Annotated in this window: 17 protein-coding genes and 1 pseudogene; 7 read left to right on the forward strand and 11 right to left on the reverse strand. The window is 59.4% G+C overall.

Going from position 1 to position 22,517, the window contains the following annotated elements; translation table 11 throughout:
* Nucleotides 1-31 precede the first annotated feature (31 nt).
* Genes PVU19_RS16070 through PVU19_RS16085 form a run of 4 tightly spaced genes read right to left on the reverse strand, consistent with a single transcriptional unit; the run spans nt 32 to nt 3,890 of the window.
* The gene (locus tag PVU19_RS16070) at nt 32-847 is read right to left on the reverse strand and encodes an ABC transporter permease (RefSeq protein ID WP_050664101.1); all 816 of its coding nucleotides are present in this window, start codon (nt 845-847) and stop codon (nt 32-34) included.
* Nucleotides 844-1,731 (reverse strand): ABC transporter permease, encoded by an 888-nt coding sequence (locus tag PVU19_RS16075; RefSeq protein WP_050664102.1) that lies wholly within the window; start codon nt 1,729-1,731, stop codon nt 844-846. The genes PVU19_RS16070 and PVU19_RS16075 overlap by 4 nt, the downstream gene beginning before the upstream one ends.
* Complete coding sequence (locus PVU19_RS16080; RefSeq protein WP_274789818.1) at nt 1,728-2,822, reverse strand: ABC transporter ATP-binding protein; 1,095 nt, start codon at nt 2,820-2,822, stop codon at nt 1,728-1,730. Before PVU19_RS16080 ends, PVU19_RS16075 begins: the two co-directional genes overlap by 4 nt.
* Nucleotides 2,823-2,864: 42 nt before the next feature.
* Nucleotides 2,865-3,890 (reverse strand): ABC transporter substrate-binding protein, encoded by a 1,026-nt coding sequence (locus PVU19_RS16085; protein WP_050664104.1) that lies wholly within the window; start codon nt 3,888-3,890, stop codon nt 2,865-2,867.
* Nucleotides 3,891-3,994: 104 nt separating this feature from the next.
* On the opposite strand from PVU19_RS16085, the gene PVU19_RS16090 reads away from it, so the two are divergent.
* Complete coding sequence (locus PVU19_RS16090; protein WP_050664105.1) at nt 3,995-4,858, forward strand: MurR/RpiR family transcriptional regulator; 864 nt, start codon at nt 3,995-3,997, stop codon at nt 4,856-4,858.
* Nucleotides 4,859-4,873: 15 nt separating this feature from the next.
* Here the strand turns inward: PVU19_RS16090 and PVU19_RS16095 are convergent.
* A protein-coding gene (locus tag PVU19_RS16095) for an IS630 family transposase (protein ID WP_274789773.1) occupies nt 4,874-6,024 on the reverse strand; the annotation gives its coding sequence in 2 pieces (ribosomal slippage) (nt 4,874-5,574 and nt 5,574-6,024; 1,152 coding nt in all).
* Nucleotides 6,025-6,186: 162 nt separating this feature from the next.
* Here PVU19_RS16095 and PVU19_RS16100 point away from each other — a divergent pair.
* Nucleotides 6,187-6,811, forward strand: a pseudogene (locus tag PVU19_RS16100) (IS6 family transposase); the annotation flags it as partial.
* A 218-nt stretch (nt 6,812-7,029) separates the two neighbouring features.
* Here the strand turns inward: PVU19_RS16100 and PVU19_RS16105 are convergent.
* The 3 genes from PVU19_RS16105 to PVU19_RS16115 form a co-directional block, all read right to left on the reverse strand.
* Entirely contained in the window at nt 7,030-7,611 is a 582-nt protein-coding gene (locus PVU19_RS16105; RefSeq protein ID WP_235575829.1) for a rhomboid family intramembrane serine protease, read from the reverse strand.
* A gap of 265 nt (nt 7,612-7,876) precedes the next feature.
* A complete protein-coding gene (locus tag PVU19_RS16110; protein WP_050663022.1) occupies nt 7,877-8,158 on the reverse strand; it encodes a CNNM domain-containing protein in 282 nt (93 codons plus the stop codon).
* A gap of 167 nt (nt 8,159-8,325) precedes the next feature.
* Entirely contained in the window at nt 8,326-9,030 is a 705-nt protein-coding gene (locus tag PVU19_RS16115) for a Crp/Fnr family transcriptional regulator (RefSeq protein ID WP_050663023.1), read from the reverse strand.
* Between the two features lie 402 nt (nt 9,031-9,432).
* On the opposite strand from PVU19_RS16115, the gene PVU19_RS16120 reads away from it, so the two are divergent.
* From PVU19_RS16120 to dctP, 5 genes are all read left to right on the forward strand, one after another.
* Nucleotides 9,433-12,747 (forward strand): ATP-binding protein, encoded by a 3,315-nt coding sequence (locus PVU19_RS16120; protein ID WP_160316365.1) that lies wholly within the window; start codon nt 9,433-9,435, stop codon nt 12,745-12,747.
* A gap of 38 nt (nt 12,748-12,785) precedes the next feature.
* The gene (locus PVU19_RS16125; protein ID WP_160316366.1) at nt 12,786-16,391 is read left to right on the forward strand and encodes a flavoprotein; all 3,606 of its coding nucleotides are present in this window, start codon (nt 12,786-12,788) and stop codon (nt 16,389-16,391) included.
* A 220-nt stretch (nt 16,392-16,611) separates the two neighbouring features.
* Nucleotides 16,612-17,106 (forward strand): TRAP transporter small permease subunit, encoded by a 495-nt coding sequence (locus PVU19_RS16130; protein ID WP_050663026.1) that lies wholly within the window; start codon nt 16,612-16,614, stop codon nt 17,104-17,106.
* On the forward strand, nt 17,103-18,428 hold the full coding sequence (locus PVU19_RS16135) for a TRAP transporter large permease (RefSeq protein WP_200901860.1): 1,326 nt from the start codon (nt 17,103-17,105) through the stop codon (nt 18,426-18,428). The genes PVU19_RS16130 and PVU19_RS16135 overlap by 4 nt, the downstream gene beginning before the upstream one ends.
* A gap of 26 nt (nt 18,429-18,454) precedes the next feature.
* Nucleotides 18,455-19,540, forward strand: coding sequence for a TRAP transporter substrate-binding protein DctP (gene dctP, locus PVU19_RS16140; protein WP_050663059.1), 1,086 nt, complete (start codon nt 18,455-18,457; stop codon nt 19,538-19,540).
* 69 nt (nt 19,541-19,609) lie between these two features.
* Here dctP and PVU19_RS16145 read toward each other — a convergent pair whose 3' ends face one another.
* The 3 genes from PVU19_RS16145 to PVU19_RS16155 are packed head-to-tail and all read right to left on the reverse strand — an operon-like array spanning nt 19,610 to nt 22,517.
* Complete coding sequence (locus tag PVU19_RS16145) at nt 19,610-20,575, reverse strand: ABC transporter ATP-binding protein (RefSeq protein WP_050663027.1); 966 nt, start codon at nt 20,573-20,575, stop codon at nt 19,610-19,612.
* The gene (locus PVU19_RS16150; protein WP_050663028.1) at nt 20,572-21,567 is read right to left on the reverse strand and encodes an ABC transporter ATP-binding protein; all 996 of its coding nucleotides are present in this window, start codon (nt 21,565-21,567) and stop codon (nt 20,572-20,574) included. The genes PVU19_RS16145 and PVU19_RS16150 overlap by 4 nt, the downstream gene beginning before the upstream one ends.
* Nucleotides 21,564-22,517 carry an ABC transporter permease gene (locus PVU19_RS16155; RefSeq protein WP_050663029.1) on the reverse strand — a complete coding sequence of 318 codons (954 nt, stop codon included), beginning with the start codon at nt 22,515-22,517 and terminating at the stop codon, nt 21,564-21,566. The genes PVU19_RS16150 and PVU19_RS16155 overlap by 4 nt, the downstream gene beginning before the upstream one ends.

The raw sequence follows: 22,517 nt of genomic DNA on the forward strand, positions 1-22,517 counted from the left end.
CCTAGAGCGCGTGCGCGTGGTTTTGGCGTTATCATTTCTGTCTCGATCTAAAGTAAAGCCCAAGCCCTGCGATCACGATGGTGAAAAGCAGCATCATGGTCGCAATGGCGTTGATCTCCGGTTTAATTCCGCGACGCAGCATACCCCAGATATGAATCGGTAAGGTCGTGTCACCGGTGCCAGCTATGAAATACGTAATCACCAGGTCATCCATCGAAATGATGAAAGCCAGAAGCGCAGCACCAAGCACACCCGGTGCGATTGCAGGAAGGGTCACTCGTCTGAATGTCTGAGCAGGCGTTGCCCCGAGGTCGGCTGAGGCTTCTTCCAATGTGTCGTCCATATTCGCAAGTCGAGCGGAGACAGTGACAAAGACATAAGAGATCAGAAACGTGGTGTGTCCGATAATGATTGTCAGGACCGACAGGTTCATTCCGATAGTGATGAAGAAGATCAGCAGCGCGATACCCAAAACGATGTCAGGCATTATCATCGGGACGAGAAGCAAGGTTCGGTAAAGGCCTGCAAGATAAAACCTGTAGCGGGCCACAGCGAGTGCGAGTGCCGTTCCCATCACCGTTGCCGCAAGCGTGGTAGAGAGCGCGACGATCAGGCTCGTTTGGATCGCGGAGTAAAGTTGCGCCGTGCTATCGATATAGGACGTGCTGTCGGTGATGGACGTCTCCATCCCGAAAATGAGTCTATACCAATCCAGCGTAAAGCCATCCCAGATCATCATGTTTACTGGGTTTGCATTGAACGAGAAAACGACCACCAAGGCGATCGGTGCATAGACAAAGACAAAAAACAGAAATCCGTATAGAGACAGAAGACGCGCGAGGCTCATCGCATTACTCCTTTCTGTGCGCCTATGCGAATTTGCAGGGTCAGAATGACCAGAACAGCGGCCATGACCAGCATCGCCAGTGCGGAACCAAAGGGCCAATTACGTGCAGAAAGAAATTGCTGTTCGATCAGATTGCCGATCATCACAACCTTGGCGCCGCCCAACACTGACGGCACAATGAAGTTGCCCAATGCAGGAATGAAGGTGATGATCGCTCCCCCTACGATCCCTGGTAGGGTAGCGGGCAATATGATCCTGCGAAACGTCTGCAGTCGGGTCGCTCCAAGGTCGGCCGAGGCTTCAAGCATCGCCCCATCGAGCCTTTCAATCGACGCGTAAAGAGGCAGAAAGGTGAAGGGGATGAAAACATAGGTCATGCCGATGATCACCGCGAAATCCGTATAGAGGAATTCGAACGGGGTGTCGCTCACGCCCAGCCCCATCAGAGCCTGATTGAGAAATCCTGTTGGCCGAAGGATCAAGACCCAGGCAAAAAGCCGAACGATCAGACTTACAAAGAAAGGTAGGGTCACCAAGAAAATGCAAAATGATCGTCGCGCTGGCGGCATGCGGCTGATCCAGAAAGCCGCCGGATAGCTGATTAACAACGCGGTCAAGACAGTCAGGCCCGCAAGCCGAAGCGAGCGCAGGAAAATCCATAAATAGACAGGATCGAACTGTTCGTATTTTGTGTCTGCCCACCCAAGGATGCGCCCGTAATTGAGCGAAAAGAAGCTCCACTCCACACCACCATACAGCCCTGGCGTCAGAAAGCTGTAGATCAGCATGATCAGCAGCGGACCAAAGAAGAAGATGAGAAGGAAGATTGTTGCTGGACCCAATAGAAACGCCAGACCCAGCTTCTTGCGCGCGGCAAGCTTCATGGTGCTGCCTCATGTTCAGGGATAAGATGAACCGCATCTCGGCGGGCCCACAGAGTGATATCTTGCCCGGCCTGAGGCTGCATATCGTCTGCCCGCAACAGCGCCGCTAGAGTGCCAAATTTCTCAGTCTTCACATCAACACGGTAATCTGTGCCGGTATAGACAGATCGCGACGCCACACCACTGAAGCACAAAGCGTCGTCCGACGGCGAACGCGCCGTCAGGGCTTCCGGGCGGATCAGAAGATGTGCCATCCCGTCATTGATTGCCGCTTCGAGGCGTTGACCATCCGCCAACGTTGCTGCGCGGTTAGAAACCTCAACGGACAAAAGATTGCTTTCGCCCAAAAAGTCAGCCGTGAACACATTCTTCGGATGACGATACAATTCCTCGGGCCGACCAAGTTGCTGAATACGACCATTAGCCAGCACTGCGATGCGGTCAGACATAGTCAGCGCTTCGTCTTGATCGTGGGTAACGAATACGAAGGCTATACCAAGCTCGGCCTGCAGCGCTTTGAGCTCCTGCTGCATCTTTTGACGAAGGTTTTTGTCTAGCGCGCTGAGCGGTTCATCCAGCAGGAGGAGTTTTGGTCGCGCAATCAGAGCGCGCGCAAGTGCAACACGCTGCTGCTGTCCTCCTGACAGCTGGTTAATCCGCCGCGCTGCGAACCCAGACAGACCCACAAGATCGAGCATCTCGTCAACTCTGCGACGTGTATCCTCCCGGCCAACCCTCGAGATATCGAGAGCGTAAGACACATTTCGCCTCACATCGAGATGTGGGAACAGCGCATAGCGTTGGAAAACCGTGTTCACAGGACGACGGTGCGCTGGTATCTGCGTGACCGCGCGCCCGTCGATCAGGATTTCGCCCGCATCGAGCGCCTCGAATCCGCTTACTGTTCGCAAGAGTGTGGTTTTGCCGCAGCCGGATGGTCCTAGAAGCGTGACAAACTCGCTCGCCTCTACATTGACGCATACATCCGTGAGAGCGTTCAATGTTCCACCCTCGGGTGTCTTGAACGATTTGCTGGCGTTGATAATTTCTAGCACGACTTGTGGTTTCCCGATAAGCGCAAATTTGGTCAAGTCGGGGTCCATCACTGAACCCCGACGGATCGGGCTAAGCCATCACTGGGCAGTCTTGATCCGAGTCCATTCCCGATTGTAGAGTTGCAGGTCTCGGCCGAGATCCTCGAAAAGTTGCAGGTTCTCCAGCACGTCTTGTGGAGGGTAGATGGTAGGATTCGAGGCGATTTCCTCGGGGATCAGGTCTTGAGCAGGAATATTAGGCGTCCCGTTCATTTGCTGCTCAACATTCAGCGCAGCAATCTCCGGCTGAAGGTAGAACTCAAGGAACTTGATCGCGTTCTCCATATTCGGCGCCGAATCTAATACGCACATGTCTTCCTGATACATGGTCGCACCCTCTTCCGGAATGACATAGCCAAGTATGTCCGGATTCTCCGCGACAAAGATATTTGCGCCAACATACCAATGCGCCGCAGCTACATCACCTGACGTCACAAGCGGAATGGAGTCATACGAAAACGCCGAGACTGCATCAATTCTCTGCAGGACATACTCCGCTGCGGCTTCAACTTCTGCTTCATCGGTCGAATTGACTGAAGTGCCGTTCATAATGTGGCCAATGCCAATTGTCTCCCGAAGGTCGTCAAGCAGGATAATCTTCTTCCCATCATCCCCGAGTGCGAAGAAGTCCTTCCAACTGTCTACCTCGCCCGCTTGCTCCTTGTTATACACAATGCCGACGTTTCCCCACGCGTAAGGCAGGCAATAGTCCGCCTCGGGGTCGGTTTTGGCGCGAACGAACTGCGGATCAATATTCGTGAAATCCGGATGCGAGCCGATGCCTGTTTCAGCCAAAAGCCCTAGCTGATACATGATGTCGTGCATGTGCACCGACGGAAAGACAATGTCATAGCCCGTCGCTCCTGCCTGTATCTTGGCCAGCATCTCCTCGTTCGATCCATAGGTATCAAGCGTGATCTCGATTCCCGTCTCCTCGGTAAAGCGTTCAAGCACCGCGGGGTTAATGTAATCCCCCCAGTTGTAGAGATTGAGCTCACCTTGGGCCGTAGCCGCAACGGGGCCGAGGACGAGCAAAGTGGTAAGGGCAATTCCGCGCGATTTCATGTTTGTCTCCCGGTTGGTTAGGATTTTTTGTAATTTCTCCCTCAATGCTGTTGCAATTCTGTCGTTTGTGTCAAATGTTATTTTTCTGTCATTGGAGAATTCACATGCGCCAAGGCTTTACGTCCTACAAAGACGGAACACTGGAAGACCTCTTGACCGAAATGCAGGCAGAGCTCTCCACGCTGCCCAAGCAGGAGGCAAAAGTTGTCCAGTTCATTCTGCTTAACGTCGATTCGCTATCCTTCGAAACTGGGCGCTCCATCGCCGAAAAGGCAGGAGTGTCTGAGGTCACCGTGGGACGCGCCCTTCGGCGGTTCGGGTGTGATAGCGTAAAAGCTTTCAAGATACTGTTGCAGCGCCGCTACTCGGTTGCAGGTGGCATGGTCAGCGCGCGCGGGGAGCTATCGCCACTGTGGCAAGGGAAGCTGGATGCAGAACAAGCAGCACTGAAATCAATCTACGAACAAAGAGAAAGCGCGGCCTTTGAAGTGGCAAAAACAAGACTATCCACAGCAAGTGAAGTATATGTAACCGGCTTTCAGACGGTGCGCGGCCTCGCGGAAGATGCGGCACGCCGCCTAAGCCTTGCGCGCTCCGGCGTTCGATATCTTTCCGCGCACGACGGAATGACAGCCGAGTGGATCAATGACCCCACTCCGGCCAAGACCTGTCTTCTGCTCGTTGACGTAGTGCCATACTCAAAGGAAAGCGAAACGCTCGCGGCAATGGCCCGAGAACAAGGTCGAGGCGTTGTGGTAGTCGCGGATGAATATTGTCATTGGGCTGCAGAACAGGCGCATGCGGTTATCTACGCGCCCTCCTCTACCGGGCTTTTTCTGGAATCCACAGTCGGCCTCAATGCGGCACTCGCTCTGTTAGTTGACGCCGTAGCCTCAGAGGACCAAGCGAGTTCGGCGAATAGGTTGAAAGACTGGAAGAACCGTAGCCGACGGCTGAAGATATTTTGAGCCTAGTCCTGCGATTCAGCTTATCTGCGGATAGAGGTGGGCGAGTTTCATGCGCGCGTCCTCGGTTGAGAAGCGCCATTTGACGGCTGTGCCGCCCTGGTTGCGGGGTATTTCCCATGCCCTGGTCTGCTCTTCGAGTTTCCCGCGATCGGGGATGCGGCGGTCGAGGCACTGGCGTGCGAGGGTGCTCAGTTCGCATTCAGCGATGTTGAGCCAGGAGCCGTGTTTCGGTGTGTAGTGCCATTCGAACCGTTCTGCGATCCGGCGGGCTTCGGCCGGGTCGAACGCCTCGTAGAGCGAGGCTGGCCGGTGGGTGTTGAGATTGTCCTGCACCAGAACGATCCTTTCAGCCTCTTGGAAATGGGTATCGGCCAGGTCCCGCAGAATATGGGCATAATCGACGGCCGTGCGCCGCTCGCGAACGGCGACATGACGCCATCCTTCCAGAGGCGCAAACAGCATGAACAGGCTGGCCACGCCGGCGCGCTCGTATTCATAGTCGAAGCGCGCGTCGCGGCCGGGCCCCATCGGGATTGGCGTGCGCGTCTCATTGGTCAGTTGCTTGCTCGTCTCGTCCAGACAGACCAGCGGGCGCGCCGGATCATGCGGGCGCGTGTAGACCTCCAGCACATCTTCCATCGCCGCGACAAAGGCAGCGTTGGCCTTGGGCGGGATCACCCAGTAGCGGCTTCGATGCGGTTTGAGCGCGTTTTTTTGAGCACGCGCTGGATCGTGCTGTCGCTGGCTGCCTCCACGATGCCCAGTTCCACCACCCGTTTTTCCAACAACCGCAAGGACCAGCGCGCATGGCCTTCGGGTGGTTCCGAACAGGCCAGTTGCAGCAAGCGCGCCTCCGCTTCCCCGTCAAAGATCCGGGGCGTTGGCGCCGTCTCGCGCTTTTTGCGCGCCAGGGCCGCTTCCAGACCCTCCTCCACGAACTGGCGGCGCGTGCGAAGCACCGTCGACGCGCTGGTGTCCAATGCCGTAGCAATCCGCGCATTATCCCAGCCGCCATTTTCCACAGATGCGTCCGCCTTGAGCAAGATCCGTGCTTTCAGCAGCCGGTAAGCAGCATCCCGACCGGTCCGGATCATCCCCTCAAGGAACGACCGCTCATCAGCACTCAACCGAACCACATATTTCACCAACGGCCCTGTTTTCGTCATCTCAATCACCTCTCGACCATTTTCGACAGTGATTCAGAGAAATGTCCTCGTGTCAAATAACCTGAAGCTGAGGACTAGATATCCTGCCCCACACCGGCTGAGCAGGCACTGGACTGGCAGCCATCACGCTTATGGGAATGCGCAGAAACACTGCCCCCCCTTCCGCTTTCATTACGGAACGTCGAGGATCTGCTCCATGAACGGGGCATCGACGTCAGTCATGAAACGGTGCGGTATTGGTGGCATCGGTTCGGGCCATTGTTTGCAGCAGAGATCAAAATGCGCCGTGTGGCCGGACTGAGATCCAGCCGTTGGCGCTGGCACCTGGACGAGATATTCGTGAAGAAAAGCGGCGAAAGGCATTACCTCTGGCGGGCCGTGGATCATGAGGGCGAAGTTCTGGAAAGCTTCGTAACAAAGAGGCGCGACAAGAAAGCTGCCTTGAAATTCTTAAAAGAAAGCAATGCGCAAGCACGGTCGCCCAGACGTCATTGTCACGGACCGACTGCGTTCGTACGGCGCTGCGATGAAGGAGATCGGCAATGCCGATAGACAGGAAACGGGGCGTTGGTTGAACAATAGGGCAGAAAATTCCCACCTGCCTTTCCGAAGGCGAGAGCGGGCGATGCAGCGCTTCCGGCGATTGCGAAGTTTACAGAAATTCGCCGCCGTACACGCCTCGGTCTACAATCTGTTCAACTCGGAGCGCAGCCTCTACTCAAGATCAAATTTCAAGCGAAACCGCGCCCTCGCTCTCGCCGAGTGGCGCAATCTCTGCACGGCGTAAAGGGCAGCAACCCTGCCCTTCCTGAGACGAGTTCGAATTTGTCTGACACCACCGCCAAAAACCTTTTTGCTTATTAACAAAATCTTATCCAAATATGGAATCCGGGTGTTGCTCCGCTTTTCATGACCAGATTTCTGCGAATTGTCGGGATCTGGAAAGATGGCACGACTTCAGGGCGGAATGTTCGAACGCCGCGCTGTCGAAGAGAAAGGCATTTCTCAGATGTGCACCTTGCGAACAGCCAGGAACAGCGCCATGACCCATCCGACCAGCCAGCCGCCGAGATGCGCTTCCCAGGCCAAGCCGCCACTGAAGATCACGAAGAGGACAAGATTTGCAGCGGCGAGGCCCAGGATTGCGGTGATCAACGGGCGCAGCGGAAGCCCTGCATTTTTCCGCATGCGGTAATCCCAACCCTGCCAGAGTCCGATCAAGCCGAACACCGCGCCCGACGCTCCGATCATCGGCCCGGCACTCTGTGACAGAAGTCCATAGGCAAGCCCGCCGCCGACGGCCGACAGGAACAACAGCAAGAGCGTTCGGGCTGCCCCGATGCGGCTGGTCGCGAGCTTGCCCAGTGACAGCAGGATGACGCTGTTGATCGCGAGGTGCAGGATGCCGCCGTGCAAGAACGCGTATGTGACCAGCATGATCAGCCTCTGCCCCGGAAAGATGGGCGTCATGGCACCCGCGAAGATCGGCTGCCAGAATGCCCCCACCGCGAATGCTGGCCATCTCAAATTGAACGACCCCAGGTATCCCGCCTCGGAAAGGCTGAGCGCGACCTCGATGGCGGCCATTATGCCGACGAGGATCCAGAGAAATGCCGGGGCCCCTGCCCGCTGCACTTCCGGTCCCCGCGGCGGGTGTGATGGGAATTGGTTCGTCATCGTTCGCCACCTATCCGCTTTCACTCCATCGAGCGAGAGGTTTGCATGCTTTCCCAGCAGATTGACAGCTGAGTTGTTGCCGAAGGCAGGAGCTTTCGCTATTCGAAGACACCATGCGCCCGTGATGTTACTGCCACACATAACGCTATACGTGAAAATTCCATGTGGCTTGAAATCAATACTTTAGCCACCTCAAGCCAGAGATAAGGTGCCCTTCCTGCGCCCCGATCTGCGCCATTGCCAGAAAATCGGTTCTGCTGAACATCTGCTTTTCGTTGTCGGCGTTGAACACTCCCCTGATGCGCTGGCAGGTCCATACGGCGGGGGCGAGCACTTTCACCGTCAGGTCGAGCGACCGGATCGTGAAGGGCGCAAGTGCGCGCCAACTGGTGGCACCTATGGTCTTGGGAATGATCTCGGAGAAGATCAGGATCGCTGCCGTTATGACGACCGGCACGATCAGACCGGTTCAAAATGGCCTTTGGTGATCGGCAGAGGTAAGTGTTGGCTCAATGCGATACAAGACACCGACGGGTCAGGTTCGGACAAGGGTGTTTCCTGCTCCAACTTCCGCAGCCAAGTTCGGTTTTGGTTGAGACAAGGCGACCCGCAAAGCGGTCAGCGTCAATCTGCGGCGGCTTTTTCAGACCAGCGTGCGTTTGCGGACATCAGCTTGCGACCGGTGTCACGGCTCATTCCCTTGCCCAGCAAATTGCGAAAATCTGGGTCGCGCGCGTTCAGGCGTCTCAGCGCATCGCCCGAGATCACGAACAGGCGTGATGGGGTTGCGATCCGAACCGTGGCCGAGGCCTCTCCGCCGGACAGAACATTCATTTCGCCGATCAGCCCGGAGGTGATCTTACAAATGACCTGACCGCCGGATATGACCTGCACCTCGCCATCCGCCAGATAGTAAAGGTTGGCGACTGGCGTGCCCTCTTCGGTCAGTATGGCACCTTCAGTGGCGTCGATCCAATTGCCCCGATTCAGAAAGCGGCGAGCCATCGGACGCGGCATGTCCGTGAAGACCTGCTGCAACATGGCCTCTTCTTCTGCCGAAAATCGCACATGGCCATTGATCCATGCAAGACGCGCTATGCCCATCAGACTGATGACGATCCATGACACCTGTATGATGGCGGAAGACAGGTTGAACGCCACGGTCAGGCTGATCAGAACCAGGCTGGAGGCACAAAGATTCAGGATCGCGTAGGTATATCCGCCGCCGCGCAAAATGCCCGCCTGAAGCAGTGCATAGGATCCCAGATAGACCACCACCCCCGCAAGCCCGGCCGCGTTGAACACCTGATCCGTCAGGAAATGTTCCATGTCTCTGACTCCATCAGCGTCACCCAGCCCTACAACATGGGACCTGATGAGACCAACAGGAATCATTGGCCGCCAAGCGGCGCGTTCATGCGACATTTTTCCCGGAAACCCGCAGCTATCTATCAGGTATCCGCACAGGGATTAAGGCGTTATGGTCTGTCCGGGCAGCCGGTGTCATGTAGTGGTTCTGCTTTCCGCGCCACGCACCTCACTCCGCTGCAGGGTCAGACCAGAGCGCACAAGGCCCTGCCATTCCGTGACAAGCGAATTCAAACTCCTTTGATCAACTGACAGTGGTTGGCGGAACATGCTACGCAATGTCCAAGTCCACCCTGAAAAATCTTTACTTGCTGCGTATGGAAACTACACTGCGGCGACATTATGAACCCTAAGGATCGCAAGATGACCGAGCTTGAGAGCTTGCTCGATGAGCTGGGATTTCACCAATATTATTGCTTGTTTGAAGACAACGACATTGACCTGACCCTCGTCGCGGATCTCAGCCTTGATGAACTCAAGGAAATCGGCATCGCCTCACTGGGACACCGCAAGAAGCTATATGCACGGTTCCAGACGCTGGCCGCACCCGACCCGGTCACAGACCAAGACGCATCTGCAAACGACACTGCGGACGCCGGGATAGAGGCCGAGCGCAGAAATGTGACGACCGTGTTCGCGGATCTGAACGATTACACAGCCCTCTCGCGCGACCTCGATACCGAGGACATGCACGATGTCCTGTCGTGCTTCTATGAAAGCCTCAACGAGATCGTCGTGCGGATGGGCGGCACCATCGACGGCCATAGAGGGGATTGCGTCATCGCCGTCTTCGGGGCCCCGGTCTCTTATGGCAACGACACCGAACGTGCGCTGCGCGCGGCCTCTGAGATGCATCGCGCGATGGATGAGATATCGCACCGGTTCGGACGGGAACTGACCATCCACGTCGGGGCTGCGGTCGGCAATGTCCTGTTCTCAAGACGCGGATACGGTCATCGCAAGGACGTGGATTTCACGCTGACCGGCGATACCGTGAACCTCGCCTCGCGGCTGGCGGACCGGGCGGACCGCCGGGAGACTCTGATCGACCACCTGATCTATCGCTCGCTCAGCCACAAGATAGTCTGCGACACGCCCTTGTCCCTGGAGGTCAAGGGATATGATGTGCCGATCCTCGCACATCGCTATATCGGGTTCCGCGAAACGACCGAGGTAAAACCGCTGGTCGGGCGGGATCGCGAAATGGCGGTGATGCGTGGCGCGCTGTCAGGCTGCGCCGAGCGCGGCACCGGCGAGACAATTTATGTGCGGGGCGACGCAGGCCTTGGCAAGACCCACCTTCTGCAGGCGACACGTTTCGCGGCGGACGAGGCGGGGTTTGAGACGCACACGGCCCAGTTTCTGGATTTCGGATCGGGCAACACGCATGACCCAATCGAAAAACTGGTCAAAAGCATGTGCGGCCTGAGGGACCGCGCCCGGCAATCCGCCATCATGGTAACAGTCTCGAAACTCGTCGAGGCAGAGGTGCTCACTCAGGTCACGGCGATCTTTGCGGTGCAGATGCTGGGTGGGAAGCTGGACCGTGATATGTCGCTGATGCTGAGCGCGATGAGCGACGACGCAAGGACCGAAAATTATCGCGAAACGCTGCGGCAGCTCCTGCGTCATTTTTCGGCGCACAGACCCCAACTCATTCTTGTCGAAGACATCCACTGGGCCGACCCGGATGCCCTGCCAATGGTCGATTTGCTGATCGAGGAAAGCAAGATCAATCCAATCCTGCTTCTAATCACATCGAGGATGGAGGGGATGGTGATGGAGGTCACGCTTGCCCCTATCGACAGTTCCGCGCGGGTCAGGTGCATGACGCTCGAGGCGCTGACGGAATCCGAGGCGCTTGCCCTGGCCCAGAAAACCCTGCGCGTCACCGAAGAGCTGATCGAGGAATGCGTCCAAAAGGCCCAGGGCAATCCGCTGTTCCTTGTGCAGATGCTGGCGCATGCAACCGACTCCAACGGCCGTCTTCCGAGTTCGATCCAGAGCCTGATCCAGGCTCGGTTCGACCGGCTCGCTCTCATCGACAAGAAGATCCTTCAGGCTGCGGCCATCTTTGGCCAAAGGTTCGCCATGGCTGCGGTGACCCGCATCGCGGATATCAGCGTCTATGACGAAAAGCCGCTGGTCGAGGCGGCCCTGATAAAGCCGACCGACGATGGCTATCTCTTTGCGCATGCGCTGATCCGCGAGGCGATTCTGCAGACCATTCTGCGGAATGACTTTCGCGCGCTGCACAAGGCCGCCGCACGCTGGTATGCCACGCAGGATCGCAGGCTCTACGCTCAGCATCTTGCCGCCGCAATGGACCCCGAGGCGGCCGAGGCCTTTCTCGAAGTCGCACAAGATGCGCGGGAGCGGTTCCAGAGAGAAGAGGCACTTCGGCTGGCCGATGCAGGTCTTAGCTGTGCGCCGGACATACAGGCCAAAGGGGCGTTGCTGCGGGTCAAGGCCGATGCGCTGCGGGATGCCGGTCAGAATGACGCGTCCATCGAATGTTTCAGGTCGGCGCGGGATTGCGCGCAGACACCGCTTGAAATCTGCCAGTCGGAGATCGGAATCGCGTCGGCCATGCGCATTCTCGACCGCATCGACGACGCCTACAGCGTGCTGGATCACGCCCAGGACATCGCGGAGAAGGCCGGGCTGATCGCCGAGTTGAGTACCATTCATTACCTGCGCGGCAGCCTTCATTTTCCACGCGGTGATCTGGAAGGCTGCGAGGCGGAACACACGACGTCTCTCAGTTACGCCAGACGCGCAGACCTGCCGCGACGCCAGGCACTTGCGCTTAGCGGACTGGGGGATGCCGCCTATGCACAGGGCCGCATGTTCTCGGCCCATGAGGTGATCGAGAAATGCTTGGCACTTTGTCACGAGCATGATCTGGCCGATGTCGAAAGCGCCAATCTGTTCATGCTGGCAACCGCCAAAATCTACATGAACGAAACCGAGACCGCGCTGGATTACGCACTGCGATCGGCGGATCTCGCTGCACAACTCGGGATGCACCGCCCCGAGATCGTCTCGCGCCTGACCGCCGGATGGATTCTCACGTCGATGGCGCGTTTCGAGGACGCGCGTTTCGAGATTCAGTCAGGTCTGGACTTGGCGACAAAGATTGGCGCATTGCGCTTTGAGCCGTTCCTTGAAGAGACCAACGCGCGCATCGCGTTTTACGAGGGCAAAGGCACAGAGGCCGCCGCGATTGCCGAAAACGCGCTCCGAAAGCTGCGTGATCTGGGGGCCGAGACCTTCATCGGCCCATGGGTCATGTCCACGGTCGGATTGACGACACCGGACGCGACCCGCCGCAAGACTGTTCTCGCCGAGGCTGAGGCGCTTCTGGCAAAAGGATGCGTCGGGCATAACTATTTCAGGTTCTATCGAAATGCGATGCAGGCCAGTCTCAACGCGGGCGAGCATGACGAGGCCGCGCGCTTTGCCGACGCATTGGAGGCCTACGCTAACGAAGAGCCAACGCCCTGGTCGGATTTTCACATCGCCCGGACGCGGGCGATGCTCGATGTCGCCTGCGGTCGCGCAGATGGCGAGACGTTGAAAGAGATCACCCGCCGCGCGGTGGATGCCGCGTTGTTCAATTCGGTGCCGGCCATCACCGGCCCCGGCTCTGTATCAGTACCGAGTGATATAATGTGAGATTTTTAACCTGACCCCAACCGGAGGCTATGCATTTTATGTCCGAGATTTCCACCACCCCCGCAACACCCGCAACCCCGCTGACCCCCGCACAGTGGGACATCGTTCTCGGTGCGCTTCCCGATACGTTGTCCGACAAGGCCCCCGAGGCCCTGATGCAGCGGTTCAAGGCACACAGTTTCACGAATGAGACAGTCCTGCCCGCAACCGGGCTTTATATCGTGCTGACGGGAGACGTGACGCTTTTGCATAAGCAGGACGTGCTGACCACGGCAAAGCCGGGCGACTACTTTTATGAAGAACATCTGGAATTCAATGACCTTCCGGTCAGCCTGATCGCACGCGCTGGAGCAGGAACAGAGGTTGCTTTTCTGTCCGCGACGGAGTGGCACGACCTGCCCGATGACACCCGCCTCGCGTTCTTCGCCACGTTCTTCGGCGAACTTGTCACCGAGCGGATGGAGCATTTTCAACAGACCATCAACTGTTGCAGCGTTACCGCCGCAGCCCTCAGCCTGTCGGCCCTCGGGTTTCCCTGCGACGTCAATGACATCTTCCGCAAGGCCAACCTGCCCAGTGCCTATGTCGTCAATACCGGCATCGCGCTTGGCGAATTGTTCGACATCGCCTGCACCTACATTCACACCAAGGGTCTGAACGACCGCGTGAAGGTGCGTGTCCATTACATGGATGCCGACACCACGGATGAGCACATGCTGCGCGACGGGATCATGGAATCCGTACAGGTCGCCGGGAACAATGACATCATCGTCGCAAATTTTCAGGTCGGTCTCGCGCATGGTCGCGCGGACATGCCGGGCGGGCATTTCGCCGTCATCGCGAAATGCAATCCCAGCACCGGGCTGGTGCACATGATGGATGTCCACCCCGAGAAATACGGCAAGATGTGGGTTACCACGACCGCCCGGCTGCATTCCGCGATGTCTGATCGCGATGGTGGATCGCTGCGGTCGCGCGGTCTGCTCAGGTTCTCGGCGCGCGAGGCCATGGACACCGAGCTGACGACGTTCGCGCAGGACTGCCGCTATGTCGACAGCACCGCGCATCTCGACATCACCAACGAGAAACGTCGCGAGATGTTCCGGCGTTCGACGCCAAACCTGAACGGTCTCAGCGTCCTGGCCGAAAGCTTTGAGCTGTTCGGCGATCACTGGGCGAGCGAGGACAAGCTGCTGCGCTCGACGGATGTGTCCTATACGGAATCGCTCAGCACCATCCGCTCGGCCAAGGAACTGGCCCTGATCGCCCATCAATATCTCGGAAAATTCTCGGACCTGCATCTCGATGCCGAGAGCCGCATCTTTGAAGACCGGGGAGAGAGCGAGGCGGACGATCCCGAGACGTGGTTCACAGAGCAACTCAACCAGCTTGGCACCGCGTCGCAGCGGCACCTGATGGTCAATATCGACCTCAACGCCGTGCTTGGGCACGAGGCAGTGGCGATCCCCGAAAGCGCCTATGTCGAGACTGCGCTTTTGCAGGAATTCTGGTGCCTGTGCATCGCCTATGACGCCGACACCGATTATGTGACGCTGGTCGACATGAGCCCGGCGACATCGCAGGTCTGGCAGGCCCCGCGTTCTCACCTGTTTCGCGGTCTGCGCGAAAAGCGCAACCCGTCCATGGTCTTGCTGCTGCGCAAGGACGTGCCCAAAGACCCCGGCGACGTCGCGCGTTTGATTTCAGAGAACACGCTGGCGCTGTTCTACGATCCCGACGACTCGTGGTCCTACATGCTGCAAAGCATCCTTTCCAATATTGGCGTAACCGAGATTTTCCAGCAGGACGTGTCGGGCAACGGCACGCTGGCATCGCGGATGCGTCAGCAACTGGAACGGATGACCGGCAAGGCGACGGTGCCCTACATGTTCCTGAACGGCGAATACCTCGGGCGGCGCGACGACATCGTCAACGCCATCCTCAGCGGATCGCTTCAGGAACAGATCCGCGCGGCAGGCCTGCCGGCCCTGGCCGCCGACGAGACCCCGAGCCTCGAACACAACCTATATGGTTACCCCAAGGGCGGGTTGACCGACCCGCGTGACGGCAAGCGCAACGTGCTTTTGTGCGCCTGCGGTTCATCGGCCGCCGACAAGGTGCCGCGACTGGTCGAGGAACTGACCGCCGCGGGCCACCACGTGAAACTTGCGCCTTCGCCACAGGCCGAACATTTCTTCAAGGATTTCGGAACCGAAACCATCCTCAGCAAGATCAAGCACAGTGACATCTACCGCGACAGCGACGAGTGGAACTTTCGCTACGAGCAATTCGACATGAAAGTGCGCGCCTCGCATCTTGCCTTGTGTGACTGGGCCGATTGCGTGATTGTCGCGCCGATCACCTGCAACACCATGGGCAAGGTCGCAAACGGGATCGGCGACAGCCTGATCACCTCGGTGTTCGTTGCGTGGCAGTACCAGAAAAAGCCGGTGATCTTTTGCCCGGCCTGCAACACCAACATGTGGAACAACATCAACACGCAGAGCAACGTCGCGCAATTGAAGCGTCTCGGCGGCACATTCGTGGGCCCAAGATCGGACAAGTTATCGAACGGCATGGTCGGCATCGGGGCGATGGCGACACCAGAGGAAATTCTGGACGCCCTCGAGGTCGCCTTTGACGACCTTGATCATCAGGAGCACCGGGTGATCAAATGGGCGCAAGAGGCATCGCGCCAGAACGACGGCGGCCTGTGGCCAAGGATATTCCGCACGATCGAGGAACAGGTGGTCGGCGTGAACATCGTCGATGAGGAAAGCGGCGATGGCCTGCTGCACTACGCGGCGGGCGGCGCAGGCGAAACCTCGGGGCATGGCACCGCTCAGGGCAAAACGGATCTGAACGCCGCCCGCAAGCTCATTGAGCTGGGGATCGACGTGAACATCGTCAACGCGTTCGGCTTCTCGGCGATGCATGTCGCCATGAAGAACCGTGCCGAGGACATCATCAACCTGCTGCTCGATCAGGACGACTTCAACGTCACGAGTTGCCTGCAACTGTTGAGCGAAGTCGAATTGTCCGACGCGGTCTATTCCCGGCTGGTCGACTGGTCGAAAAAGTTCAATGTCGATGATCCAGACGCGGTTGGTCTGGCCGGTGCCGGGCAGGACGGCGCAGGCACCGAGGCCGAAACAACCCATCTCTACTTCACCTATGGCTCGCTCAAACGCGGCTTCCCTAATCACGACAAGTACAAGGATCTGTTGTCGGACTTCGTCGGCGAGGCCAAGACCTTTCAACGCGTGCCGCTGGTCGTTCAGGACGAACCCGCCTGCACGAATGAAAAATGCCCCTACCTGCACCGCATGGCAACGCTCGTCGATCTGAAAGGCCACGGACAGCAGGTCATGGGAGAGGTTTACCGGGTCAAGTCGAGCGGACTGAAAGAGATCGACAAGCTGGAGGGCTACAACGGCCCCGGGCAAAAGAACACCTACATGCGCAAGACGATCTCGGTCGTCGTCAACGGCGAGAGGGTGCAGGCGCATTGCTACTTCATCGCCGAGCCGCAGGCGTATATGCAAAGCGTGAAAGACGGGACATCCTCGATCCTGTCGGAATACACGCTGGACATGGCGAAGGGTGCGCTCAAGCCCGGATGGGACGCACCGGTCGAGGCCTGATCGGCTCCGCGCTGCGCGTTCACGACCCTGCCCGTCACATCGGCGCGCGCGGTCGTGAACGCCGGGCTTCATAAAAATACTTAAGTATTTCAGTTGTATGAAAGACGCCTGAGAGCCCCTTGAACTCCGTGTTCAAACACGCGACAGTTCCCGCGAGGTAGATAGATGCGCGACGGTCGAACCGCGACCGCCGGGCAAAAATCGAGGGGGAGGGACCGGTATGGTCGTGCGAACCATCAACGGTTTGAATGAAATCGTTGGGCGAGTAATATCTGTTCTGGCCATCATTTTTGCCGCGATCATCATCTATGACGTGGTTCTGCGCTACGTGTTCAATGAGCCGACACGATGGGCCTTCGACGTCTCCAAACAGCTCTTTGGTTTCTACTTCGTGCTGCTCGGTGGCTATGCGCTGCGGCACAAGGCGCATGTGCGTGTCGATATCCTGACTGAAAAGCTTGGGCGCGGCGGTCAGCGCATCGCCGACCTACTGGGCTATGCGATCTTCTTCTTTCCCTTCGCCTGGGTGTTTCTCACCCGGTCATGGGAGTTCGCCGAGCGCTCATGGGCGCAGGGAGAAGTCACCTACGGTGCTATTCAGATGCCGGTCTATCCGCTCAAGATGGCAATGTGCGTCGCCGCTGGGCTGTTGCTCGTGCAGGGGGTCGCCGAGGTTCTGAAAATCGTCTTCGACAGGCAGGAGGCCTCCGAATGAACCCCGAACTGATTGCCGTCCTGATGTTCGGCCTGCTTCTGCTTGGCCTGTTCCTTGGGCATCCGCTGGCCTTCGTTCTGGGTGGCACCGCCGTGCTGACTGCGATCATCGCTGGCAAGCCGATGGTGCTGGGTATCGTCATCAACCGGATTTTCGGCGATGTGCTGGACAATTACACCCTGATCGCCATTCCGCTCTTTGTACTGATGGCCCGGTTTCTATCGGATTCAGGCGTGACCGACCGGATGTTCGAGACCCTGCGCCTGATGCTCAGTCAGGTGCGCGGGGGGCTCGCGCTGGCAGTGGTATTCATCTCGATTCTGCTGGCGGCGACCACGGGCATCATCGGGGCGTCGATCACCGTGATGGGGGTGATGGCCCTCCGCCCGATGCTGCAATACGGCTATGCGCCTTCGCTCACCGCCGGGGTGATCGCGGCCTCGGGCTGTCTGGGCATCCTCATTCCGCCGTCGATCATGCTGATCCTGATGGCCAGCTATTCGCCGCTCTCTGTGGGGGAACTCTTCGCGGGCTCGATGATCCCCGGCGTGCTCTTGGGCCTCAGCTATGCGGTCTATGTCTACATCATCTCGGTTCTGCGCCCCGATCTCGCCCCGGCGGTGGAGCCCGAAGAGAAGGTCGAGCGCGCCACCCTGATGCGGATGCTGGCAGTCGAGGCGCTGCCACCGTTGGTGCTGATCTTCGGCATTCTCGGCTCGCTTCTGGCGGGCATCGCCACGGCGACCGAGGCCTCGGCCATTGGTGCCGCACTCGCGCTGCTGATCGTGATCGCGCGCGGGCGGTTCCAACTTGGCACCTTCTATGGCGCGATGCTAGAAACCGGGCGCACATCGGCGATGATCCTGTTCATCGTGGTCGGTGCCACCGCCTTTACCGGCGTGTTCAATATCACCGGCGGCCTGCGTGCCACGCAGGAACTGATCCGCACGCTCGATATGGAGCCGTGGATGCTGATCACCATGATGATGGCGATCGTGTTCATTCTCGGGGCGTTTCTCGACTGGACCGGGATCGTGCTGCTGTCTTTCCCGATCTTCCTGCCGATCATTCAGGAAATGCCGGACGTGAACCTCTTGTGGTTCGTCGTGCTGATGGCGGTCGTGCTGCAAACCTCGTTCCTGACACCACCATTCGGCTACGCGCTCTTTTACCTGCGGGCCATCGCGCCCAAGGATCTGCGCACAGGCTCTATCATCCGCGGCGTGCTGCCGTTCATCGCGCTGATTGTCGCGATGTGTGTGCTCGTCGCGATCTTTCCGGCGCTTGTCACCTGGCTGCCGGATGTCCTCTACACCAAGTAACCACAACCATGGAGAAGGGAGAAACCATGACCATCAAGGCATTCGTTTTCGCGGCAGGGGCCGCGACCGCGCTGGCCGGGCAGGCCACCGCGCAAGAGAACTGGACGATGACCACGACCTGGCCGTCCTCGCTGGAACTGATCGAAACCGACCGGCACTTCGTCGATCTGGCCAACAAACTGACCCAAGGTGAGTTGACCATCGAGTTCTTCGACGGCGGCTCGCTCGTGCCCTCGGGCGAGGTCTTCGGCGCGGTCGAATCGGGCACGATCCAGGCCGGCGCCGACTGGCCCGGTTACTGGGCCGGGCGCGACGCGGCCTTCTCGCCGCTGGCCACGACGCCCAGCCTGTTCAACGCTGTCGATTACGTGAACTGGATCCAGCAATGGGGCGGTGCCGACCTCTACAACGAGATCTACGGCAATTATGGCATGGTCTACCTGCCCTACGGCGTGACCAACAACGAATCCGGCTTCCGCACCAACGAGCCGATCCGCAACCTAGAAGATCTTCAGGGCAAGCGCCTGCGCCTCTCGGGGCTGGAGCAGGGCAAGCTTCTGGAGCGCCTTGGCGGCAATCAGGTCTCCATGGCGGGTGGCGAAATCTACCAGTCGCTGGAGCGTGGCGTGATCGACGGGGCCGAGTTTTCGACCCCCAATGTCGACTGGTCCGGCGGTTTTCAGCAAGTCACCCAGTATTGGGCGACGCCGGGCTGGCACCAGTCGGCCTCGGTCTTTGGCGTGATGATCAACAAATCCTCTTGGGACGCGCTCAGCGCCGAGACGCAGGAAAAACTGCAGATCGCCGCCGACGCGACCCTGCTGTGGTCGCTCGCCTTCACCGAAAAGCGCGCCACCGAAGCCTATGCCAAGTTCGACGAGGCGGTCGAGATCAACCGCTATGACGACGAGACGCTCGCCAAGGTTCAGGAAATGGCCAACGAGGTGATCGTCGAGACTGCCTGCGCCAACCCGAACTCGGCGAAGGTCTATCTGAGCATGGTCGAATATCTCAACGACTACGCGCAATGGCGCGACGCCTCGGCGCCGTTCAACCTCGGGCGCACGCCCAACGGGCCCGACGCCGCCGCCCTGCGCGATTGCGTCAAGTAAGCCTGACGCGCCCCGACTAAGCAAATGCCCGCCGGGAACGGCGGGCATTTTTCATGTCAGTCCCCTGCCCTATTCCGCCAGATGGCAAGCCACACGCGTCCCGCCGATCCGCCGCATCTCGGGGCGCTCGACGCGGCAGCGCTCAACGGCCAGCGGGCAGCGCGGGTGAAAGGCGCAGCCCGGCGGCGGGTTGATCGCGTCGGGGATCTCGCCCTTGGGCGGATCGACCTCACGGCCATAGGCATCCATCCGCGGGGCCGCATCGAAGAGCATCTGCGTATAGGGGTGCTTGGGGTCGTTGAAGAGCGCGTCGCGCGACGCCTCCTCGACCAGCCGCCCGAGATAGAGCACGCCGATCATGTCGGCCATGTGATGCACCACTGTCAAATCGTGGCTGATGAAGAGATAGGTGAGGCCGAACTCTTCACGCAGGTCGGACATGAGGTTGAGCACCTGGCTCTGCACCGAGACATCGAGCGCCGAGGTCGGTTCGTCGCAGACGATGATTTTCGGCTCGGATGAGAGCGCGCGGGCGATGCAGATACGCTGCCGCTGGCCGCCAGAGAATTCGTGCGGATATTTACCGGCATCCGCCGCCGAGAGGCCCACCTGTTCCAGCAGCCGTTCCGCCAGACCATCGGCCTTGCCACCACGCGCGGCGACCGGCTCGGCGATGATGTCGCGCACCCGCCAGCGCGGGTTGAGGCTGGCATAGGGGTCCTGAAAGATCATCTGGATATCGGCGCGCACGGCGTCGATCTTCTTCGCATCGGTTTCGCTGGCCAGATCGACGCCTTCGATCTCGACCATGCCCTCTGACGGCGGCACCAGCCCGACGATGATCTTGCCGATGGTGGATTTGCCGGACCCGCTCTCGCCCACCAGCGCGTAAACACTGTTCTCGGGCACCTCAAAGCTCACCTCCGAAACGGCGGTCAGCAACGCGCGGGGCTGACGCTCGATCACCCGGTTGAGCCAGGGTTTCGAGACGTCGAAAATCCGGGTGAGGTTCTGCACCTTGATGATCGGGCTCATGCCTCGGCCTCTTCTGTCGCGTCCGTATTGAGCGGGAACCAGCAGGCAGCGCGCCCGTCGCAGCGCTCCAGCGTCGGGCCCGGCTCCTCGCGGCACTGCGCCTGCGCCCGCTCGCAGCGCGGTGAAAAGGCGCAACCGGGGGGCAGGTTGCCGAGGCGCGGCATCGCGCCGGGTATCTGCCGCAGCCGCGCCCGGCCCTGGCTGGCCAGCGGAGTCGAGGCCATGAGACCTGCGGTATAGGGGTGGCGCGCGCGGCCCAGCACCTCGCGCACCGGGCCGAGCTCTGCCAACCGCCCGGCATACATCACCGCCACCCGGTCGGCAGCCTCGGCGATGACGCCCATATCATGGGTGACCAGCATCACCGCGACGCCACGCTCGCGACAGAGGCGCTTTAGAAGAACGATGATCTGCGCCTGAACGCTCACATCGAGCGCGGTGGTGGGCTCATCCGCGATCACCAGATCAGGCTCGGCGCAGAGCGCGAGTGCGATCACCACCCGTTGCCGCATGCCGCCGGAGAACTCGTGCGGATAGCTGCCCATCCGCTGGCTCGCCGCCGGGATACCCACCTCATCAAGCGCCGCAACGGCGCGGCGGCGGGCCTCGGATTGGCTCACGTCGAGATGCTCAATGATGGTCTCGGCGAGCTGATCGCCCACGGTCAGCAGCGGGTTGAGCGAGGTGAGCGGGTCCTGGAAAATCATCCCCATTCGTTTGCCCCGCAGCCGCCGGAGTGCGTCGCCGCGCAAGGACTGCACCGGCTGGCCGCTCAACAGCACCTCGCCCGAGGTGATGCGCGCGGGCGGATCGAGAAGGCCGATCACGGCATTGCCGGTCATGGATTTTCCGGCCCCGGATTCGCCCACCACGCCGAGGATCTCGCCCGCCGCGATATCGTAGCTGACGTGATCCACGGGCCGCAGGATGCCGTGTCGCGTGGGGATTTCCACGACGAGGTCACGGACGGACAGAACTGGGGTATCACTCATCTCAGCCTCGGGTTCAGCGCGTCGCGGAGCCAGTCGCCCAGCAGGTTGATCGACAGGGCCAGTGCCAGCAGGGTGGCGGCGGGGAAGAAGAGGATCCACCATTCGCCGGAGAACATGAACTCTTGCCCGATGCGAATGAGCGTGCCGAGCGAGGGTTTGGTGGGCGGCGCACCGACGCCGAGGAACGACAGCGTCGCCTCGGCGATGATGGCAAGCGCCAGTGAGATCGTCGCGATCACCAGCACCGGGTTGAGCACGTTGGGCAGGATGTGGCGCAGCATGATCGAGAACGGCGTGCGCCCGATGAGCTTTGCGGCTTGCACGTATTCCTTGTTCTTCTCGACCAGCGTGGCACCCCGCACAACGCGGGCGAACTGCACCCAGTCCGAGAGGCCAATGGCGAGGATCAGCACCCAGATCGCCATCGCGTCGCGATGCTCTGGCGGGGTGATGCCCTTGGCGATGCCAAAGATCAGCATCGCCACGAGGATCGCCGGAAAGGTCAGTTGCACATCGGCCACGCGCATGATGATGGTCTCGGTCCAGCCGCCGAGATAGCCCGCCATCAGGCCCACGGTGACACCGATGAGCATCGCCAGAAACACCGCCGAGAGGCCGACAAAGAGCGAGATCCGCATCCCGAACAGGATGGTCGAGAACACGTCGCGCCCCTGATCGTCGGTGCCCAGCACGAAAAACTCGCCGGTGAACTGGTTGGCCTGTCCCGGCGGGGTAAAGCCGTTCATCAGGTTGAGCGTGGCGGGGTTGAACGGGTCATGCGGCGCGATGAGGGGCGCGAAGAGCGCGCCAAGCATCATCAGCAGCACCACGGCAAAGGAGACCACCGCCACCGGCGAATGGCGGAACGACCAGATGAAATCGCTCTCCCACGTGCGGCGAAGGCGCGAGCGGGACGGGGCCGTAGGCGTCTCGATCCGGGTCTCGGCCAT

The sequence above is a fragment of the Roseovarius tolerans genome (genome assembly GCF_028885395.1).
Classification (GTDB): Bacteria; Pseudomonadota; Alphaproteobacteria; order Rhodobacterales; family Rhodobacteraceae; genus Roseovarius; species Roseovarius tolerans.

Coding starts and splice junctions, on each gene's coding strand:
- PVU19_RS16070 (WP_050664101.1), bottom strand. CDS start 847: ATGAGCCTCGCGCGTCTTCTGTCTCTATACGGATTTCTGTTTTTTGTC.
- PVU19_RS16075 (WP_050664102.1), bottom strand. CDS start 1,731: ATGAAGCTTGCCGCGCGCAAGAAGCTGGGTCTGGCGTTTCTATTGGGT.
- PVU19_RS16085 (WP_050664104.1), bottom strand. CDS start 3,890: ATGAAATCGCGCGGAATTGCCCTTACCACTTTGCTCGTCCTCGGCCCC.
- PVU19_RS16090 (WP_050664105.1), top strand. CDS start 3,995: ATGCGCCAAGGCTTTACGTCCTACAAAGACGGAACACTGGAAGACCTC.
- PVU19_RS16105 (WP_235575829.1), bottom strand. CDS start 7,611: ATGGCCGCCATCGAGGTCGCGCTCAGCCTTTCCGAGGCGGGATACCTG.
- PVU19_RS16115 (WP_050663023.1), bottom strand. CDS start 9,030: ATGGAACATTTCCTGACGGATCAGGTGTTCAACGCGGCCGGGCTTGCG.
- PVU19_RS16120 (WP_160316365.1), top strand. CDS start 9,433: ATGACCGAGCTTGAGAGCTTGCTCGATGAGCTGGGATTTCACCAATAT.
- PVU19_RS16125 (WP_160316366.1), top strand. CDS start 12,786: ATGTCCGAGATTTCCACCACCCCCGCAACACCCGCAACCCCGCTGACC.
- PVU19_RS16130 (WP_050663026.1), top strand. CDS start 16,612: ATGGTCGTGCGAACCATCAACGGTTTGAATGAAATCGTTGGGCGAGTA.
- PVU19_RS16135 (WP_200901860.1), top strand. CDS start 17,103: ATGAACCCCGAACTGATTGCCGTCCTGATGTTCGGCCTGCTTCTGCTT.
- dctP (WP_050663059.1), top strand. CDS start 18,455: ATGACCATCAAGGCATTCGTTTTCGCGGCAGGGGCCGCGACCGCGCTG.
- PVU19_RS16145 (WP_050663027.1), bottom strand. CDS start 20,575: ATGAGCCCGATCATCAAGGTGCAGAACCTCACCCGGATTTTCGACGTC.
- PVU19_RS16150 (WP_050663028.1), bottom strand. CDS start 21,567: ATGAGTGATACCCCAGTTCTGTCCGTCCGTGACCTCGTCGTGGAAATC.
- PVU19_RS16155 (WP_050663029.1), bottom strand. CDS start 22,517: ATGGCCGAGACCCGGATCGAGACGCCTACGGCCCCGTCCCGCTCGCGC.